The sequence below is a fragment of the Clostridium estertheticum subsp. estertheticum genome (assembly GCF_001877035.1).
GTDB lineage: Bacteria > Bacillota > Clostridia > Clostridiales > Clostridiaceae > Clostridium_AD > Clostridium_AD estertheticum.
This window is the reverse complement of record NZ_CP015756.1, coordinates 2,369,833-2,386,130: the sequence shown is the minus strand read 5'-3', so window position 1 is coordinate 2,386,130 and position 16,298 is coordinate 2,369,833. Positions and strand designations below refer to the sequence as shown.

Below are 16,298 nucleotides of genomic sequence, written 5' to 3'. Positions count from 1 at the left end.
AGCAGCTGCATTATATTTAAAAATATTAAATTTAAAATTGACAGAATAAATAACACATGCCATAATTATCTATACTCCTTCCTAGCCTCACAGAGCTAACTTAAAAGTGTACCTTTGTTTAATTTGTAATTTCTTCTTATTCTAATGTAAATTTTACGATTTGTCAATGTATAATTATAAAATTTAATTGCAACTTTATTCAAAATCAATAATGGATAGCTATATTGATTAGTATTTGCAAATCACTTCAATACACCTTGACCATAGAATAGATAAGGATTTAACGCGATTTTTTAAAAATAGGAATGGGAAATACAAAAACCATAATTTAGGGTTTTTTATGTATAATTATACTAAGATCTTTCCATAACACTTCTCTGTTTTATGAATGTTTAGATGTTATAATTATATATGTAGTACTATCTGTTATTATTTTTATAGGCACAATGAATCCCTCACTTATTAAATATTAAGTATATTATACTACAAATATATGTTTCAAATTGTATATAAAAAAATTAAACCACGCTTATATTACATAAATGGATAACAAAATGTAATAAATTACATAAATTATTAAATTATTTTGAACTTTAACAAATAGCTCCCAAATACCTCACCATATGTTATACTTATAGTGTTAAAAGTGGGTGATATAAATAATATGATATAATAGATCAATTAAAATGAATAATATTTATAGTTAAGGCTTTAATATAATTAATATAATACAAAGGGAGGTGCTGCAAAAATATAGGTTAATACTAAGATTTGCACCTATATTTCTGAGCAGAAAAATATGAATAAAGATGACGTAAAAAATGAAGAAAATAAGGATAATAGTGAAAGTATAAATGAATTATATTCGAATGACGACAAATCGGAAAATTATAACTCTAAAACTGGGTATGGTGCATCAAACAAGTTGAAAGATGATCCGGAAAATAAAAAATACATAAAAGAAATGCAGGATATTGCAGACAAAAATGAGTTTAAAAATAACGTAGTAGTTATAGGGCTAGGAATAGTTATAGCGTCTATAATTATATTTTCTATTTTAATGAACACTTCATTCATGAAACCCAAAACAGATGTAGTTGTAAATAAACCAGTTACAAAAAGTTCTGATACTACTCCTGTTGCTGCTGACGCCACTAAACCTATTATTGCTCCTACTAATGTTTATGAATATTTAAATGTCGAAGCTAACAGAGCCTCGCTTTTAAAAAAAGCAATTACATTAAATCACGGAAGCAAAAAGGGAATTAACGTATACCTCTTATCTGAAATTTTAAGATCTAATACCTACGCTATTCCTGCAGAAACAACAACTGTTAAACAATTGATGGCATCCTTAATATCTATGGATTGGAAAAAGAACCGCGACGTATCGAAGTTGAAAAAGGGTGATATATGTTTCACTACAGATATGCCAGACAAAGTCGGTACACCTTCTCATGCGTACATATTTATGGGTTGGGTAAAAGAAGGCAAGACTGATTATGCTAACATATGTGATGGACAAATCGAAGAATTTGGTAATATACTTCATAAAAGGAATTTATCTATTGATACTACTGATAAAGATAAATTTAGCTTTTTCATTAGAAAATAAAATATTTTTAACGAACCTAGTAAAAATAATACCCAAGGATATCCTTGGGTATTATTTTTATTAGGTTTTTTTAATAAAATAAAGAGTCGTGTATATCTGAAACAAAAAAATTAATTCTTATGTTTTATAATTCCAATAGCTATACCTATAATATATGTATCTTCACTATCAATAATAATAGGTTTATATTTTTCATTTTCAGGCATTAGTAATATTCTATCACGACCTATAGAAAGTCTCTTTAGAGTAGCATTTCCACCTATATCTACTGCAACAATATCCTTATTGTTTGCTGCTTGTTCCTGTCGTATAACCACATAATCCCCATCATCTATGTTAGCTCCGATCATACTATCACCTTTAACTTTTAAAATAAAAGGATTCTTAATTCCCTTTAACCAATACTTTGGAATGTAGAAATTACCTTCTATTTCAGAATTAATCTGTATAGGTTCCCCTGCTGCTATATCACTGTATACAGGAAGTTCCACTAATTCCTCATTTATGTACTCATAGTCACCTTTTTCATCATTTACTATAATATCAGATATTCTACTGTAATCCCTCATAAAGTCATATGCTCTGCCATGTCTTATATCACAATATTGAAAATTCTCTAGATCATCAACATTCAAATTGTTAACTATTATATTCTCATTGGTTTCCATAGGTTTTTCTTGAGATTCATAATTATTTCTAAATATATATGATTTTACTTTTTCTCCTAGAGGCCTAATATTAACTTTTTTGCCTTTTATCATCCATGAATTAGCATTATATTCTCCATCTATATCAATAAGAAATGTCATAGTAGAATAAGATTTTTGTTTATAAAGAGTATTAATAAACTCCAATTGCACCTTAGTTAAATTATTACTTTTGTCAATTATAATATGAGTATACTTGCCCATTGAAACAGACTCTAACATTTTTAGTGCATATATATTAACATCTTCGTCATCAACGAAGTTTTTTAAATTAAGCTTTTCATTATACATAATCATAAGTTCATATATCGCTTTTCTAGCAGTAGAATTTTTATTAATCCTTTGGGGACCTTGGCCTTTTTCACATTTTCTTCCTGTTCTATTCACTTGTAGATACAAATCGGCTTCCAAGTAATTACAACTTTTAATCCACTTTACCTCATCTATAAAAAACTGAGTATAATCGATCTGTAGTATTCTTAATCTTGGATAATTCTCCTTAACTTTCAATATACAATCTTTCATAATTTTCTTCTTATCATTCTCTATAATTATTTCTTTTTTTAATTTATATCTATCTTCATATTTCAAAAAATATTTATACATAATACTTTCTAATGTAAGCACTTGGGGTTTTATTTTTTCATTAGAAAATATGCTTAAATACTCGAATCTAGTTTCTTCCTGTGCCGCTATGTATGTATTTTTAATGGAATTTATATCCTCTTCATTAGATGTAAGAATTAATACTTTATCATCATCGTATAAACAATAGTTATTTTTTAAATAGAGGCTTCTATAAATGGCTGCAGTAGTTTTGCCTGTTCCTTTAGCACCTCTAATTAAACTATATCTTGAGGGTTTGCTATGAATCATTCTATGTTGTTTTAAACCTAGTTCCATTTAATCACCTCCACTGTCGTTATAATAATATTATACAATAATATCCCCTTTAAAGTAAAACTTTTATTGATTAACTTATAAAATTTTGCAATTTCACTTCTTTATATATAAAATACAAATTCAAATAAACTAATCAAAAAATTGAAAAATTACCAATATAACAACATTGGATTTATGAATATCTTAACGCATTTACTGAGCATAATAAGTAATATATTAAATAATTAACTTATCTAAATATAACAAATTAGAGGTGATTTATATGAATGTAAAAATGATGAGTCTTATTATTTCTTCAACTATTGTAGCTAATAGTTTTACAGGTGTTTGTTGTAGTAAAGGCTTAAAAAAAATTCCAAGTGAAAATTCAAAAACTGAATCTATTAGATATAATAAATTTGTTGATACAAAAACACACGGTATATTAAATTCATTTAAAAATGTATTTAATAATAAAACGCCTGATGGAGTAAGTACTAAAGAATATAGTTGGTATTTTCAGCCTAAAAACGACAATACTCCACCTGATGGTCCTAAAGAAACTAGTCAACTTATATCTAAATATGATTGTTTTCATTTAGGCGATACATCAAAAAAAGTATTATATTTAACATTTGATGAAGGTTATGAAGCTGGATATACTGCTCCAATACTAGATGTTTTGAAAAAGCATAATGTAAAAGCAGCATTTTTTGTAGTAAAGCCATATATTACTTCTAGTCCAGACCTAATCAAACGAATGGTAACTGAAGGTCACTTAGTATGTAATCATAGTAATCATCATCTCTCAATGGCCTCTATAAAAGATGAGGTAAAATTTGATAAAGAATTATCTGATGTAGAAGATGTTTTTGAAAGTATTACTCACAAAAAAATGTCCAAGTATTTTAGACCTCCTATGGGTAAATATAGTGAATTATCCCTCCTATACACTAAAAACTATGGATATAAAACTATATTTTGGAGTTTTGCTTATATGGATTGGCTTACAGATAAACAACCATCACATGAAGATGCAAAAAAACGTATAATGCAAAGAACCCACAATGGCGGAATTATGTTGCTACACGCAGTATCAAAAACCAATGCTGAAATATTAGATGATGTGATAACGCAGTGGGAGAAGCAAGGTTACGTATTAAAAAGCTTAGATGAATTGCCTATTAAAAATTAATTATCACATATGGTGATATAATTTATTTTTTTTAGTAATATAATGTATTTTAACGATTCTAAATACTACAATTTATTAAAATTAATATAAATTGTAGTATTTGTATTTAAACAATATATCAGTATTATAGAATTTTATTAAGATCAAGCATTATTTTTATTAAACCTAATATTAATAAATGCATTGGATAAAATACATAAAAAGCATATCTTAAATCTTTACCCTTCTTACCATTATATTTAAATATAAAAATTAATGATAAAAGTGATAATATTTGAATAAACGAACTAGGATTTATGGTTTTACCTTGAAATTCAAACACATATAACAAAATTCCTGATGCGTTAAATACTAAGTATACAATAACTTGCGATATAAGTATTTTAACTTTGCTATCTCTAAAAATATAAAAAGATAATATAATAGTAATTCCATAAAATCCATAGTCTGTATTAAAAGTTTGAGCTATTATGCCCAATGCTAAAACACTTATTATTTTAAAAGACTTTGACTCCCCTTTGTCCCATATACGGATTGCAATTAGCCCAATCGCTAAAGTAAAGAAAATATTTAAATGTAGATTTGGACTACCCATAAGGAAGGTTAAAAAGTCAAAGAAACTATGAATTTTAATTTGCTCACTAAAAACTAATGAAAATGGTACTTGAGATGCTGCTGCAAATATCAAAAGCCTATATAAATACCTATAAAACGAATTTGTTTTAGAATATCCTACAGCAATCAAATAAGCAAATATAGGAAATGATAATCTACCTATCATTCTAAGGATTATTACCTTTGGGAAAATCACTGCCCCTATATGATCAATTAGCATTAATATACATGCAATAAATTTTAACATGCTAGTTGTCATAAATACCACCCCCAATAAATACATATTCATTTGATTATAGCATTTATTTCATAGCTTTTCCTTATTATGTTTTAATATTACCCGTGTTATTAATAAATAAATAAAAAGATTACTTGTATTTAAAGATGCAAAAATCCCCCAAAACCAATAGTATTTATCTCCGCGTTTTCTTGCATCACGAAATACCCAAGCCCCTTCCATTAATACAATAGGAATAGCTATCGTTAGTATTAAAATTAATTTCATTTTTGAAATACCCACTAAAATTCACTCTCTTTTCTTTTGGCAACTGAAATAGGTATTATTATACAAGGAGCAATGATTGCTATAAAAATTTGAGATATAATTAATATCCTATAATCTATTTTAATTATTGCTATTGCATATAAGGAAACAATTATAAAAGATGATAATATAAACAAAATAAATTCTTTGCTAGCCGTCCTGATTTCTTTTATAGAATCTCCTTTCTCTATTATTCCTAAGGTATCTATATTAAAATCAAATATATCATCATTTAGCACATTCATTTTTATAGCTGCAGAATTTAGTTTGTTTTTAAAATCTAAAGCTTCATCACTATACTCTATATCTTTATCTACATTCTTCTGATCTTCAATGTACAATTCATTAATTAAAGAGTTTTTAACTTTATCAGATAAAGAATTTTTATTACTAACCGAATCCCTCATTTATATTATCTCCTTTCTCTCAATTTCGTTTATTATATATTTGACCGCATTATGAAGTCTTGATCGAACTGTCCCAAGGGGACAATTTATAATTTCTGATATTTCCACATACTTATAACCATAATAGTGTTTTAAAATAAATACGACCCTTTTCTCGTAGGGTAACGCTAAGATTATTTTCATTATCTCTTTATACTCATAATTTTGTATTACAATGTCCTCCAATTTCATAGCATTATCAACTAAAACCTCGTCTGATAACTTAAACCTTTTATTTTTTCTTAAATAATCTCTGTAAACATTAGTAGCTATTTTTATTAACCAGGTAGAAAATTTAGCCTTAGGCTCAAACTTGTTTATATTAAGTACAGCTTTGAGCAATGTATCCTGAATAATATCTTGTGCTAAATAGGGGTCTCCTACCATTTTAATAACATACCCTTTTAAAATATTAAGATTATCTTTTAAAAGGGTATTTAATGCGCTCTTATTTCCATTCTTAGCTTTATTAATAAGTTCTACCTCATCCAAATAATAATCACCCCTAACAACCCTTTAACGAAGAAATACACTAAAAAGTTCATTATATTTATAATTATTTGTTATTTTAAATCTCCTACATTATTCCGTATCCATGCATAGCCTTTACTAATGTAAGAAAAATAGTAGGGAGGTCACCTCTTAGTGTCCTCCCTACTATTTTATTTATGGTTTTATGATTTACTATTTCTATTTATCAGAAGCCTTTTTCCCATAAATTTTATGTAATATTAAATCATATTGTCCTAATTTATCTGCTAACATATGCCAATTTTTGTGTTCAGCATTTGCTACATTTGCTTGATTATTTTCAACATTTTTTAGCCTTAAGCTAATATCTTTAATATCTTTTTGCATTTCTATTAGCATTTCTTTTATTTCATTATCCATAATGTTCTCCTTATGACTCTTCATCTTAGATTATGTTAACAAATGTTCTACTATAATAACATTAACATCACTATAATCTATTTTTTATAGAATTCCTTAATAGTTTGACAAACAAATTCTACTTCTTCCTCAGTTATTTCTGGATATATAGGAAGTGCAATTATGCTCTCACATGTTTTTTCAGCTATTGGGAAATCTCCTTTTTTGTATCCGAGGTACGCAAAACATTTTTGAAGATGAAGTGGGATTGGATAATAAATACTAGTTCCTATTTCATTTGCTTTCAAATATTCCGAAAGCTCATCACGTCTATCAGCTAATATATTAAATGCATAATAAACTGATTCCTGATTACCTATTATTTTAGGTATTTTAATAAACTCGCATTCTTGTAACCTTTTCATATATAATTTTGCAATATGATCTCTTTTTTTAATTGCATCTTTTATATACTTAATTTTAACTTGTAATATAGATGCTTGAATTGCATCTAGTCTTGAGTTATATCCAATAAAATCATAATGATATTTTTTAGACGCTCCATGAACTCTATACATCTTAGCAAGGTTCGCTAAGTTTTCATCATTGGTTACTATCATGCCTGCATCGCCATATGCTCCTAAAGTCTTTGTTGGGAAAAATGAGAATACGCCAAAATCGCCTATTGTACCTGCATGTTTATAGTCAGCTCCATTACCTTTCCATCTCATACCAAAAGATTCCGCTGAGTCTTCAAGAACTCTTAACTTGTGTCTACTCGCTATATCCATAATTTTATCCATATCACTCATTTGTGAAAATAAATGGATTGGAAGAATTCCTACAGTATCCTTTGTTATTTTTTCTTCGATTTTGCTGGCATCTATACCAAAAGTTTCTTCTTCAATATCAACAAATACAGGTTTTGCGCCATTTTTTGCTATGCAAGAGGCAGAAGCTAAGAAAGTAAATGGTGAAGTTATTACTTCCTTTCCCTCTTTAAACCCAAGTATGTCAGATGCCATTACTAAGGCATCTGTACCTGATGCAACACCAATTGCATATTTAGCTCCAGTAAATTCTTTAACTGATTCTTCAAAGTCAGTTACTTCTTTACCAAGCATTGATACTCCTCTTTCCATAAATCCTAGAACAGCATTGTCGAATTCTGATTTTTTCTCTTGATATTCTCTTGTTGGTGTAAAAAATTTAACTTTCATAATATGGCCTCCATTTTAATCTTTATTATTTAGCTATTATTGCTTCTGCGCATTTTATTACATTGTTTACAACGTACTCTGCATCCTCTAGTTTAAGTGTTGAGTATACTGGAAGTGTTATTTCATTGGCATACTGATTATATGCATTTGGATAATCATTTATAGAATAACCAAGATTTTTATAAAGTGTAAACATTGGTAAAGGCGTAAAATGAACATTAGTAGCTATACCTATATCTGCAAGCTTTTGTATTAACTCATCTCTTTGTGCTTCCTTGAATCCTTTTAACCTTAATGTATATAAATGATATGAAGTCTCTCTAATTTCATCCTTTGTAAAAGGGATAATTGCCCAATCTTTAGTGCTAAGAGCTTTAGTATATATCGCAAAGATTTCTTTACGCCTTGTAATCATTGCTTCATATCTTCCAAGTTGTCCAAGACCTATAGCTGCATTTATATCTGTCATATTGCATTTCATACCATCTGTGATGATGTCATATTTCCAAGCCCCTGCCTTCATCTTAGCCAAAGCATCTTTTGACTGACCTTGAAGTGAAGTTATTTTAAATTCTTTTACTAAATCTTCCTTACCTTTAAATTTATTATCATTAAAAGCAATTGCCCCGCCTTCTGCAGTTATTAAATTTTTTACTGCATGGAATGAAAAGACATTAAAATCAGCTTGTGCTCCAACTTTTTTACCCTTATATATTCCACCGAAAGAGTGAGCTGAATCCGATATAAATATAATATCTTCTCTATTTTTAGCTTTAAGAATTGACCTTATAGCATCATAATCAACAGGAACTCCTGCGATATCTACAGTTATTATTGCTTTCGTTTTTGGTGTAATTGCCATAGCTAATTTTTGCTCATCTATTAGAAAACTATCTTTTTTAACATCTACAAATGTTGGTTTAACGCCTCTATGAAGTATTACATTTGATGTCGCTGTATATGTGTAAGGTGTTGTAATAACCTCATCACCCTCGCAAATGTTATAAACCTTTAATATAAGTTCTAAACATGCACTTGCACTTGCAAGAGCTACAGCATTATTTGCATCACAATAGTTAGCGATCTTATCTTCAAACTCTTTAGTCTTAGGTCCTGTTGTAACCCAACCTGAATCTAAAACCTCCATTACAAGTTTTTTCTCTACATCTGTTATGTCTGGTGGTGAGAAAGGAATATTCTTTATTTTCATATATATCCGACCTTTCATATTTAATTTTATTGTAAACAATAATTATTATCTTATTTATTTCTAGCTTTAATCTTACAATTAAGAAGCAAAAGAAAAAAGCGTAGTTTTCATGAATTCTAAAATTACAAACCTCTCTGACCCTTAAAAAAGCCAGTATCCTTAGTTATATATATTCCACCTTCTGTAGCAATTCTCTCTTCTAAATATTTAGTAAGTTCATAAAGTCTTTCCTTGTTAAAACTTTGCTTTACATTACCAGGCATTGAAAAAATATAATCAATAATAGGTGTAGCTTCTGTTACAATTAAATTATCCTTATATCTTTTCATTTCTATATTATCAAACAATTTTTCTAGTTTTTCAATGCCATTTTCGAGTTTAAACCTTGAAGTAATATCAGAACTTCTAATATCCATTGTTTCTGATTTAAATTTAATCATTATATCTCTAATTTCAATCATATGATTTTCTCCAACTGTTGAGAAATAAAAACATCCCCCAGGTTTTAATACTCTGTATATTTCAGACAATGCTTTACCTATATTCTCCACATGATAAAGCATATGGTTTGCAATTACAATGTCAAAACTACAATCACCACAGGGTATATCCTCTGCATCTATAATTTGAAACTTGAAATTTTCAGACTCTTTGCCTAAGTTTACCTTAGCATCATTTAACATTCCTTTAGAAAAATCGCTCAATGTTATATCGAGTTCTTTAGGACGGTTATCTTTATTTTTTTTCCATAAACTAGCATCACCACATCCAAGTTCAAGAATTGTGGACTTATTAGGTAGATTTAGTTTTTCGAAATACCATTTCATCCATCCATATTTATTTACACTAAACCTCTCATGGATATTCATTCTAGCCCTTAAATTCGAGGCATTTTCATACTGCTCAAGTAATTTTTTGTCAGAATTTATAACATTTATAATGTTGGTAAACTTATCCCAACTTACATCTGCTTTATTCTCCATTTCAATTGCTTCATCAATTGCCTTAATTACCATTAAAGTATGCTGAACTCTTTGCTTCATAATCTTTTTTTGTATTTCCAAAGATTTCACAAAGTTTTTATCGGTCACATCACTTTGCGCTATTTGCTTGATATCATCTAGAGAAAATCCAATAAACTTCAAAGTCAAAATTTGCTGAAGCCTTGCAAAATCCTGATTGCTATATAATCTGTGCCCCGCTTCGCTATATGAACTTGGTTTCATTAAGGCGATTTTATCGTAATACCTAAGTGTTCTTAAGGTAACACCGGCTTTTTCTGCGAATACACCAATTGTAAAAAAATCGGGTTCATTCTTTTCCAATATGATCACTCCTAATTATGGACATTTGATCAATAACCATATTTAATTGATGGCTTTATAAGTATATTAACACATTACGTTACGTCATATGCAATAGTTTTTTTGAACATTTAAAGAACTTTTATAAAATCAATTCTTGTTTTAAAGTTCAGGATTATATAGACAGAGGTATATACTATTATAATTACTTAATTATAACAATATATACCTCTGTTCTTAACATTCTTATTTATAAAATATCACTACTATCTAATACCATTCATTTTGCCCTTCAAAGCTTTAACTCGACCATTCACATAATTAGTAAGTTCTCGTATATTATCTTTTATTTCCGTTGGAGCACTAGTAACCATAGTAATTATATCTAATTTATTACCTTTTATTTCTTTGGCAACTTCATAAGCCAAGCACTTATTTTTCATTTTCCAATAGGTAACGTTAAATTGATCCGCTTGACGTTTATTATAATATCCTTTTTCAATACCAAACTGAAATAAATCTGCTGCCGATTCTAATTCTTCTAAATCTTGGACATCTAAAGTCTCATTTACTAAATCTTGAAATGTTTTCATTTTAGCTCTCCTTTTTAACAGGTAATATTATTTATCATATATATTACAATTAATATATTCTATAAATCCTAGTTGTTTATTTAAAAAAATCACCCTTTAACAAATCTTTTCCACAACTTTAACATTTTAACACATATCAAAGAAAATTTGAATTATATTTATAAATAATATTATAACTTTATGGATATTCTTTCAAATTAGAACGTATGTTATCACTTAAAATATAAAAAATAAGAAAACATATTTCCTTATATAAATATGTTTTTGTAAAATAATTCTAATCAAATATATACTTTACAAATTATTAAAAAATATTCATAAATGTAGTATTATATATAAATATTCTAGCATATATTAATACACTATGATATTCAAATGCTTATTATTTATTTAAATTTTCCAAAATAAAAATGAGATAGATAATTAATTTATCTATCTCATTTCTATTTTGGATTACATATTAAATACTATTTATTAGCCTTCTGAGCCCTAATAGTTTTTCCTTTTATTGTACCATTTTTAAGGGATTTTAACACTAAGTCACCTTTTCCATTCATAATATCTACATGTGAAAAACTATCTTGAATATCTATAATACCTATGTCATCAGAACTAACTCCTTCTATATTGCAAATAGTACCTACAATATCTAGAGTCCTTATTTTTTTCTTTTTTCCTGCACTGATATACATTTTCATTATATCACTATTGAAATTCGATAATTTAGTCTTTTTAATAATAGGTTTAGCATCATGTTTTTCATAAAATGCTACTCTAAAGGGCTCTGAATCTTCCTTTGTTGGAATTGACCCTTTTGGTATCTCCATACCAATATATTGTTCTATAGCCTTTAAGAATCTATTTTCATTATGAGTAACAAAAGTTATAGCTTTTCCTTTTTTTCCAGCACGCCCTGTTCTACCTATTCTATGTACGTAATTACCTCTTTCAAGTGGTAAATCATAATTTATAATATGGGTTATATTTTCAACATCTATTCCTCTTGCGGCAACATCTGTAGCCACCAAGAATCTAAATTCGCCTTTTCTAAATCTCTCCATAGCATCTAATCTATCATTTTGTATCATACCTCCATGTATCTTAATACATGAATAATGACGGTTCTTCATTTGAACAGTAATTTCGTCAACATTTTCTTTTGTTCTGCAAAATACAATACAAGAATCTGGATTTTCAATATAAAGCAATCTCTTAAGTAGACTGAACTTTTTATCCTCATCTACCTCATAACATATTTGATCTATTTTCTCAACTGTTAACTTTTCAGGATTTATTTCTACTTTAACAGGGTTAACCATATATTGCTTACAAATTGCTTCAATAGACTCCGGGATTGTTGCTGAAAATAACATAGTAACTCTATTTTTAGGGACAGCCTTAATAACTTCTTCAACTTGTTCTATAAAGCCCATGCTAAGCATTTCATCTGCTTCATCTAATATTAGGTATTTTATCTTTTCCAAATTAATAGTACCTCTTTCAATATGGTCAAGAGTTCTTCCTGGTGTACCTACTACTACATGTACTCTTTGCTTAAGTTGTTTCTTTTGCGTTTCTATTGGTTGCTTACCGAAAACAGCTATTGCTCTAATCTTTTTATATCTGCCTATGTTTGTTATATCTTGACTTACCTGAAGTGCTAGTTCTCTAGTAGGTGTTAATACTAAAGCTTGTGGCTGCGTTTCTCCAACATCAGCACTTTCGCAAAGGGGTATAGCGAATGCAGCTGTTTTTCCACTACCAGTTTGTGATTTCACTATAATATCTCTGCCTTCAAGAGCTATAGGGATTACAGCTTCTTGTACATCTGAAGGTTTTTTATATTCTAAATTTTTAATTGCTTTTAATATTTCTTCACTGATTTTAAATTCCTCAAATTTCATGTTACTCATTTTAACTTCCTCTCTTGTTTCATATATAATTTTAAGTATACCTTAACTGAATTTTTAGCTCATAAGTCTATATTATACCATGATTAAGACCATAATTCATATTATAATTTTTAAAATACTATAAATTTGTTTATTTAACATTGATATATTCTAATGAAATTCTAATCTTTTACTAATAATACTTTAATTCTGGTGTCTTATAATAAAGACATAGAAAACAAATAAACAGCTACAGTGACATAAAAGTTGTATCTACCAAATTAAAAAGGGAGGAATAAATATGTCAATAGATTTAGAACAAATTGATGAATTAAGAAAAAGAGCAAATGTAAGTTATGAGGATGCCAAAAATGCCTTGGAGCAAAACGAGGGTAATCTAATCAAATCCTTAATATATCTTGAAAAACAAAACAAAATTAAGCCAGATGATAAACCTTGTAATGACAATACATTTTTCAAAAATGTAAAATCACTTATAAAAAAAGGCAATGAAACAAAATTAATAATCAAAAAAAATGATAATGTGGTTTTAAATATCTGCGTAACACTAGCTGTTATTATAGCTATCTCAGCTGCCCCAATAGTAATTGTAGGATTAATACTCGCAGTAATAACTAATCACAAAATAAGAATTGTAAAGAAAAACAATGAGGATTCCCAGGTGAACAAAATCTTTGATAAAGTGTCTGTTGTTGTTAATAAGGTAACTACAAAAATTAACGAGGAACTGAAAACTGAATAAATTTAAAATAACCTACATTTTTCTAATGTAGGTTATTTTTTAAAAAAAATTTATTACATAAGTCTGATTATATGCAATTATATTCAAAATAATATATAATAATACTATTATTAAAAAATTAATAATTTGATAAGAAAATTATAATGTAGATTAATATAATATGTTTTGGAGGTATAGTTATATATGAATGAACAAAAGATTTTAATAATTGAAGATGAGGTAAAAATAGCACGATTTCTTGAACTCGAGCTAAAGTATGAAGGTTATATAGTTTCACAAAGCCATGATGGACGTGAGGGTTTAGATAAGGCTATGAATGAAGCATTTGATCTTATACTTCTTGATATTATGTTACCTTCCTTAAACGGTCTAGAAGTGTTAAGAAGACTAAGGCAAGTATCAGATATCCCAATCATAATGCTTACAGCGAAAGATGAGATAATGGACAAAGTTACTGGCCTTGACATAGGTGCAAATGATTATATGACTAAACCTTTTGCAATTGAAGAATTACTTGCAAGAATAAGAACAGCATTAAAAAAGAACATGCAAGTAAATAAAAGTTCAAATATACTATCTGTTGGAGAATTAATAATAGACTTAGATCAGCATATGGTTAGTTTTAATAACAACTCTATAGATCTAACTAAGACAGAATTTGATTTGCTGAAACTACTAGTAGATAATAAAAATATTGTACTTACTAGAAACAAAATTATAGATATAGTATGGGGATATGAGTATATGGGTGATACTAATGTAGTAGATGTATACATAAGATATTTAAGAAGTAAAATAGATGATAGATTTAGCAAGAAATTTATTTATACAGTGCGAGGGGTGGGATATCTTTTAAAAGATGAATAATTTACGATTTATCTTTAAAATCATAATAAAATGTTTCAGATTACTCTTAAGAATGCTCATAATAATATTAAATTTTACACCCAAATTATTAAGAAAATTAGCAGACACAATTCATAAGAGACTAAGGTTTTCAATTAGTTTTAAGATGACTGCAGTGTATACTTTCATTTTTTCTAGTACACTGCTTATATTAAGTGTTAGTTTAATTATTGGATTTAGGGCCTTTTTAATTAATGAAGCACAAAGCGACCTTACTAAATATAGCACAGTAGCTATTAGTTATGCAAAATCAGACAAAGGTCTTCAGAGTTTTAATTATAGTGCTTTTGCTAATATAGAATATGTTACCTTAAGTGTATTTGATGAGAATGAAAATCTTGTTTATTCCAGTAAAAACGATAAAAAGGATATATCTTTCCATAAGGATACCAAAGCTAGCCCAGTAATCACTGACCTAAACCAACAATTTATTTTTGTTAACACTAAATATAAACTTAATAATAAAATCTTTTTCCTTCAAACTTCTAAAACTTTAAATAAAGAAAATGAATATTTGGCTATTTTCGCAGCAATTATTTTTATTGTAAATTTATTTTCTTTAATTATTACATTAGGTTTTGGTTCTAGAGCTAGTAAAAAAATGCTTTTACCTATAAAAAACATGACGAAAGCAACAAGAGCTATTTCAATTAATGCTTTGGAAAAAAGGCTAAATGTTAGCACTTCTCACGATGAATTAAAACAACTAGCAGAAACTTTTAATGAGATGCTAGATCGGATTCAAAGTTCCTATGAAATGCAAAATCAATTTGTATCAGATGCATCTCACGAACTTAGAACACCTATTGCAGTTATACAAGGTTATGCTAATATGTTATACCGTTGGGGAAAAGATGATAAAGCAGTACTCGACGAATCAATTACAGCTATTAAAAGTGAGTCTTACAATATGCAGCAACTAGTAGAGAAGCTTCTTTTCCTTGCAAGAAGTGATAAGAAAACACAAAAAATTTATAAGGAAGATTTTTGTATAAATGAATTAATAAATGAAATCATAAAGGAGACTAAACTAATTGATGTAAACCATGAAATTTCAAGTGATATTAATGAAGAATTATCTATTTATGCAGATAAAAATTTATTAAAACAAGCATTACGAATTTTCATTGATAATAGTATTAAGTATACACCAATTGGCGGAACTATAAAATTAAATAGTTATATCAAAAAGAGTAATTTAACAATTGAAATTATAGATACAGGCATTGGTATCGCGAAAAACGATCTTCCACATATTTTCACTAGATTTTATAGGTGTGATAAATCAAGAGCGAAAGAAAGTGGTGGAACAGGCCTTGGTCTGTCTATCTCAAAATGGATTATAGGCAAACATAATGGATCAATTCTAGTAGAAAGCAAACTTGAAATGGGCACAAAAATAACTATCGGGGTTCCAATGAAAAAGGAATAATATTCATGTTTTAAGGTTTTTTTAAATTTTTTCTCAATAAACCTCCCCCACTATGCAAATATTTATTCAATTATGTGTATATTGTTTTACATACCCTATAGTTA

The 16,298-nt window shown here is 28.0% G+C and carries 15 protein-coding genes; 5 read left to right on the top strand and 10 right to left on the bottom strand.

Annotation, left to right across the window (positions count from 1 at the left end; genetic code table 11):
* Positions 1-799 precede the first annotated feature (799 nt).
* Positions 800-1,615, top strand: a complete 816-nt coding sequence (locus A7L45_RS10965) for a hypothetical protein (RefSeq protein ID WP_084647437.1) — start codon at positions 800-802, stop codon at positions 1,613-1,615.
* A 110-nt stretch (positions 1,616-1,725) separates the two neighbouring features.
* On the opposite strand, the gene A7L45_RS10960 is transcribed toward A7L45_RS10965, so the two are convergent.
* Complete coding sequence (locus A7L45_RS10960) at positions 1,726-3,225, bottom strand: S24 family peptidase (RefSeq protein WP_071612807.1); 1,500 nt, start codon at positions 3,223-3,225, stop codon at positions 1,726-1,728.
* A 262-nt stretch (positions 3,226-3,487) separates the two neighbouring features.
* Here A7L45_RS10960 and pdaA point away from each other — a divergent pair, with 262 nt between their 5' ends.
* Positions 3,488-4,399, top strand: a complete 912-nt coding sequence (pdaA, locus tag A7L45_RS10955; protein ID WP_071612806.1) for a delta-lactam-biosynthetic de-N-acetylase — start codon at positions 3,488-3,490, stop codon at positions 4,397-4,399.
* A gap of 124 nt (positions 4,400-4,523) precedes the next feature.
* Here the strand turns inward: pdaA and A7L45_RS10950 are convergent, their stop codons facing one another.
* The 9 genes from A7L45_RS10950 to A7L45_RS10905 all read right to left on the bottom strand — a co-directional run bounded on the left by A7L45_RS10950 (position 4,524) and on the right by A7L45_RS10905 (position 13,114).
* Entirely contained in the window at positions 4,524-5,273 is a 750-nt protein-coding gene (locus A7L45_RS10950) for a TraX family protein (RefSeq protein WP_071612805.1), read from the bottom strand.
* A gap of 260 nt (positions 5,274-5,533) precedes the next feature.
* Positions 5,534-5,965, bottom strand: a complete 432-nt coding sequence (locus A7L45_RS10940) for a hypothetical protein (RefSeq protein WP_071612803.1) — start codon at positions 5,963-5,965, stop codon at positions 5,534-5,536.
* Entirely contained in the window at positions 5,966-6,496 is a 531-nt protein-coding gene (gene sigY / locus A7L45_RS10935; RefSeq protein ID WP_071612802.1) for an RNA polymerase sigma factor SigY, read from the bottom strand. It abuts the gene before it with no gap.
* Between the two features lie 198 nt (positions 6,497-6,694).
* Positions 6,695-6,895, bottom strand: coding sequence for a hypothetical protein (locus A7L45_RS10930; RefSeq protein ID WP_071612801.1), 201 nt, complete (start codon positions 6,893-6,895; stop codon positions 6,695-6,697).
* 77 nt (positions 6,896-6,972) lie between these two features.
* Positions 6,973-8,094 carry a DegT/DnrJ/EryC1/StrS family aminotransferase gene (locus A7L45_RS10925; RefSeq protein ID WP_071612800.1) on the bottom strand — a complete coding sequence of 374 codons (1,122 nt, stop codon included), beginning with the start codon at positions 8,092-8,094 and terminating at the stop codon, positions 6,973-6,975.
* Positions 8,095-8,119: 25 nt separating this feature from the next.
* A complete protein-coding gene (locus tag A7L45_RS10920; RefSeq protein WP_187350238.1) occupies positions 8,120-9,298 on the bottom strand; it encodes a DegT/DnrJ/EryC1/StrS family aminotransferase in 1,179 nt (392 codons plus the stop codon).
* A gap of 128 nt (positions 9,299-9,426) precedes the next feature.
* Positions 9,427-10,629 (bottom strand): MerR family transcriptional regulator, encoded by a 1,203-nt coding sequence (locus tag A7L45_RS10915; RefSeq protein WP_071612798.1) that lies wholly within the window; start codon positions 10,627-10,629, stop codon positions 9,427-9,429.
* Between the two features lie 245 nt (positions 10,630-10,874).
* Positions 10,875-11,201, bottom strand: a complete 327-nt coding sequence (locus A7L45_RS10910) for a hypothetical protein (protein ID WP_071612797.1) — start codon at positions 11,199-11,201, stop codon at positions 10,875-10,877.
* Positions 11,202-11,668: 467 nt separating this feature from the next.
* The gene (locus A7L45_RS10905) at positions 11,669-13,114 is read right to left on the bottom strand and encodes a DEAD/DEAH box helicase (protein WP_071612796.1); all 1,446 of its coding nucleotides are present in this window, start codon (positions 13,112-13,114) and stop codon (positions 11,669-11,671) included.
* Between the two features lie 280 nt (positions 13,115-13,394).
* Here A7L45_RS10905 and A7L45_RS10900 point away from each other — a divergent pair, with 280 nt between their 5' ends.
* The 3 genes from A7L45_RS10900 to A7L45_RS10890 all read left to right on the top strand — a co-directional run bounded on the left by A7L45_RS10900 (position 13,395) and on the right by A7L45_RS10890 (position 16,194).
* Positions 13,395-13,856, top strand: a complete 462-nt coding sequence (locus A7L45_RS10900) for a DUF4342 domain-containing protein (RefSeq protein ID WP_071612795.1) — start codon at positions 13,395-13,397, stop codon at positions 13,854-13,856.
* 183 nt (positions 13,857-14,039) lie between these two features.
* A complete protein-coding gene (locus A7L45_RS10895; RefSeq protein ID WP_071612794.1) occupies positions 14,040-14,723 on the top strand; it encodes a response regulator transcription factor in 684 nt (227 codons plus the stop codon).
* Positions 14,724-14,868: 145 nt separating this feature from the next.
* Positions 14,869-16,194 (top strand): sensor histidine kinase, encoded by a 1,326-nt coding sequence (locus A7L45_RS10890; RefSeq protein ID WP_224616959.1) that lies wholly within the window; start codon positions 14,869-14,871, stop codon positions 16,192-16,194.
* Positions 16,195-16,298: the final 104 nt, after the last annotated feature.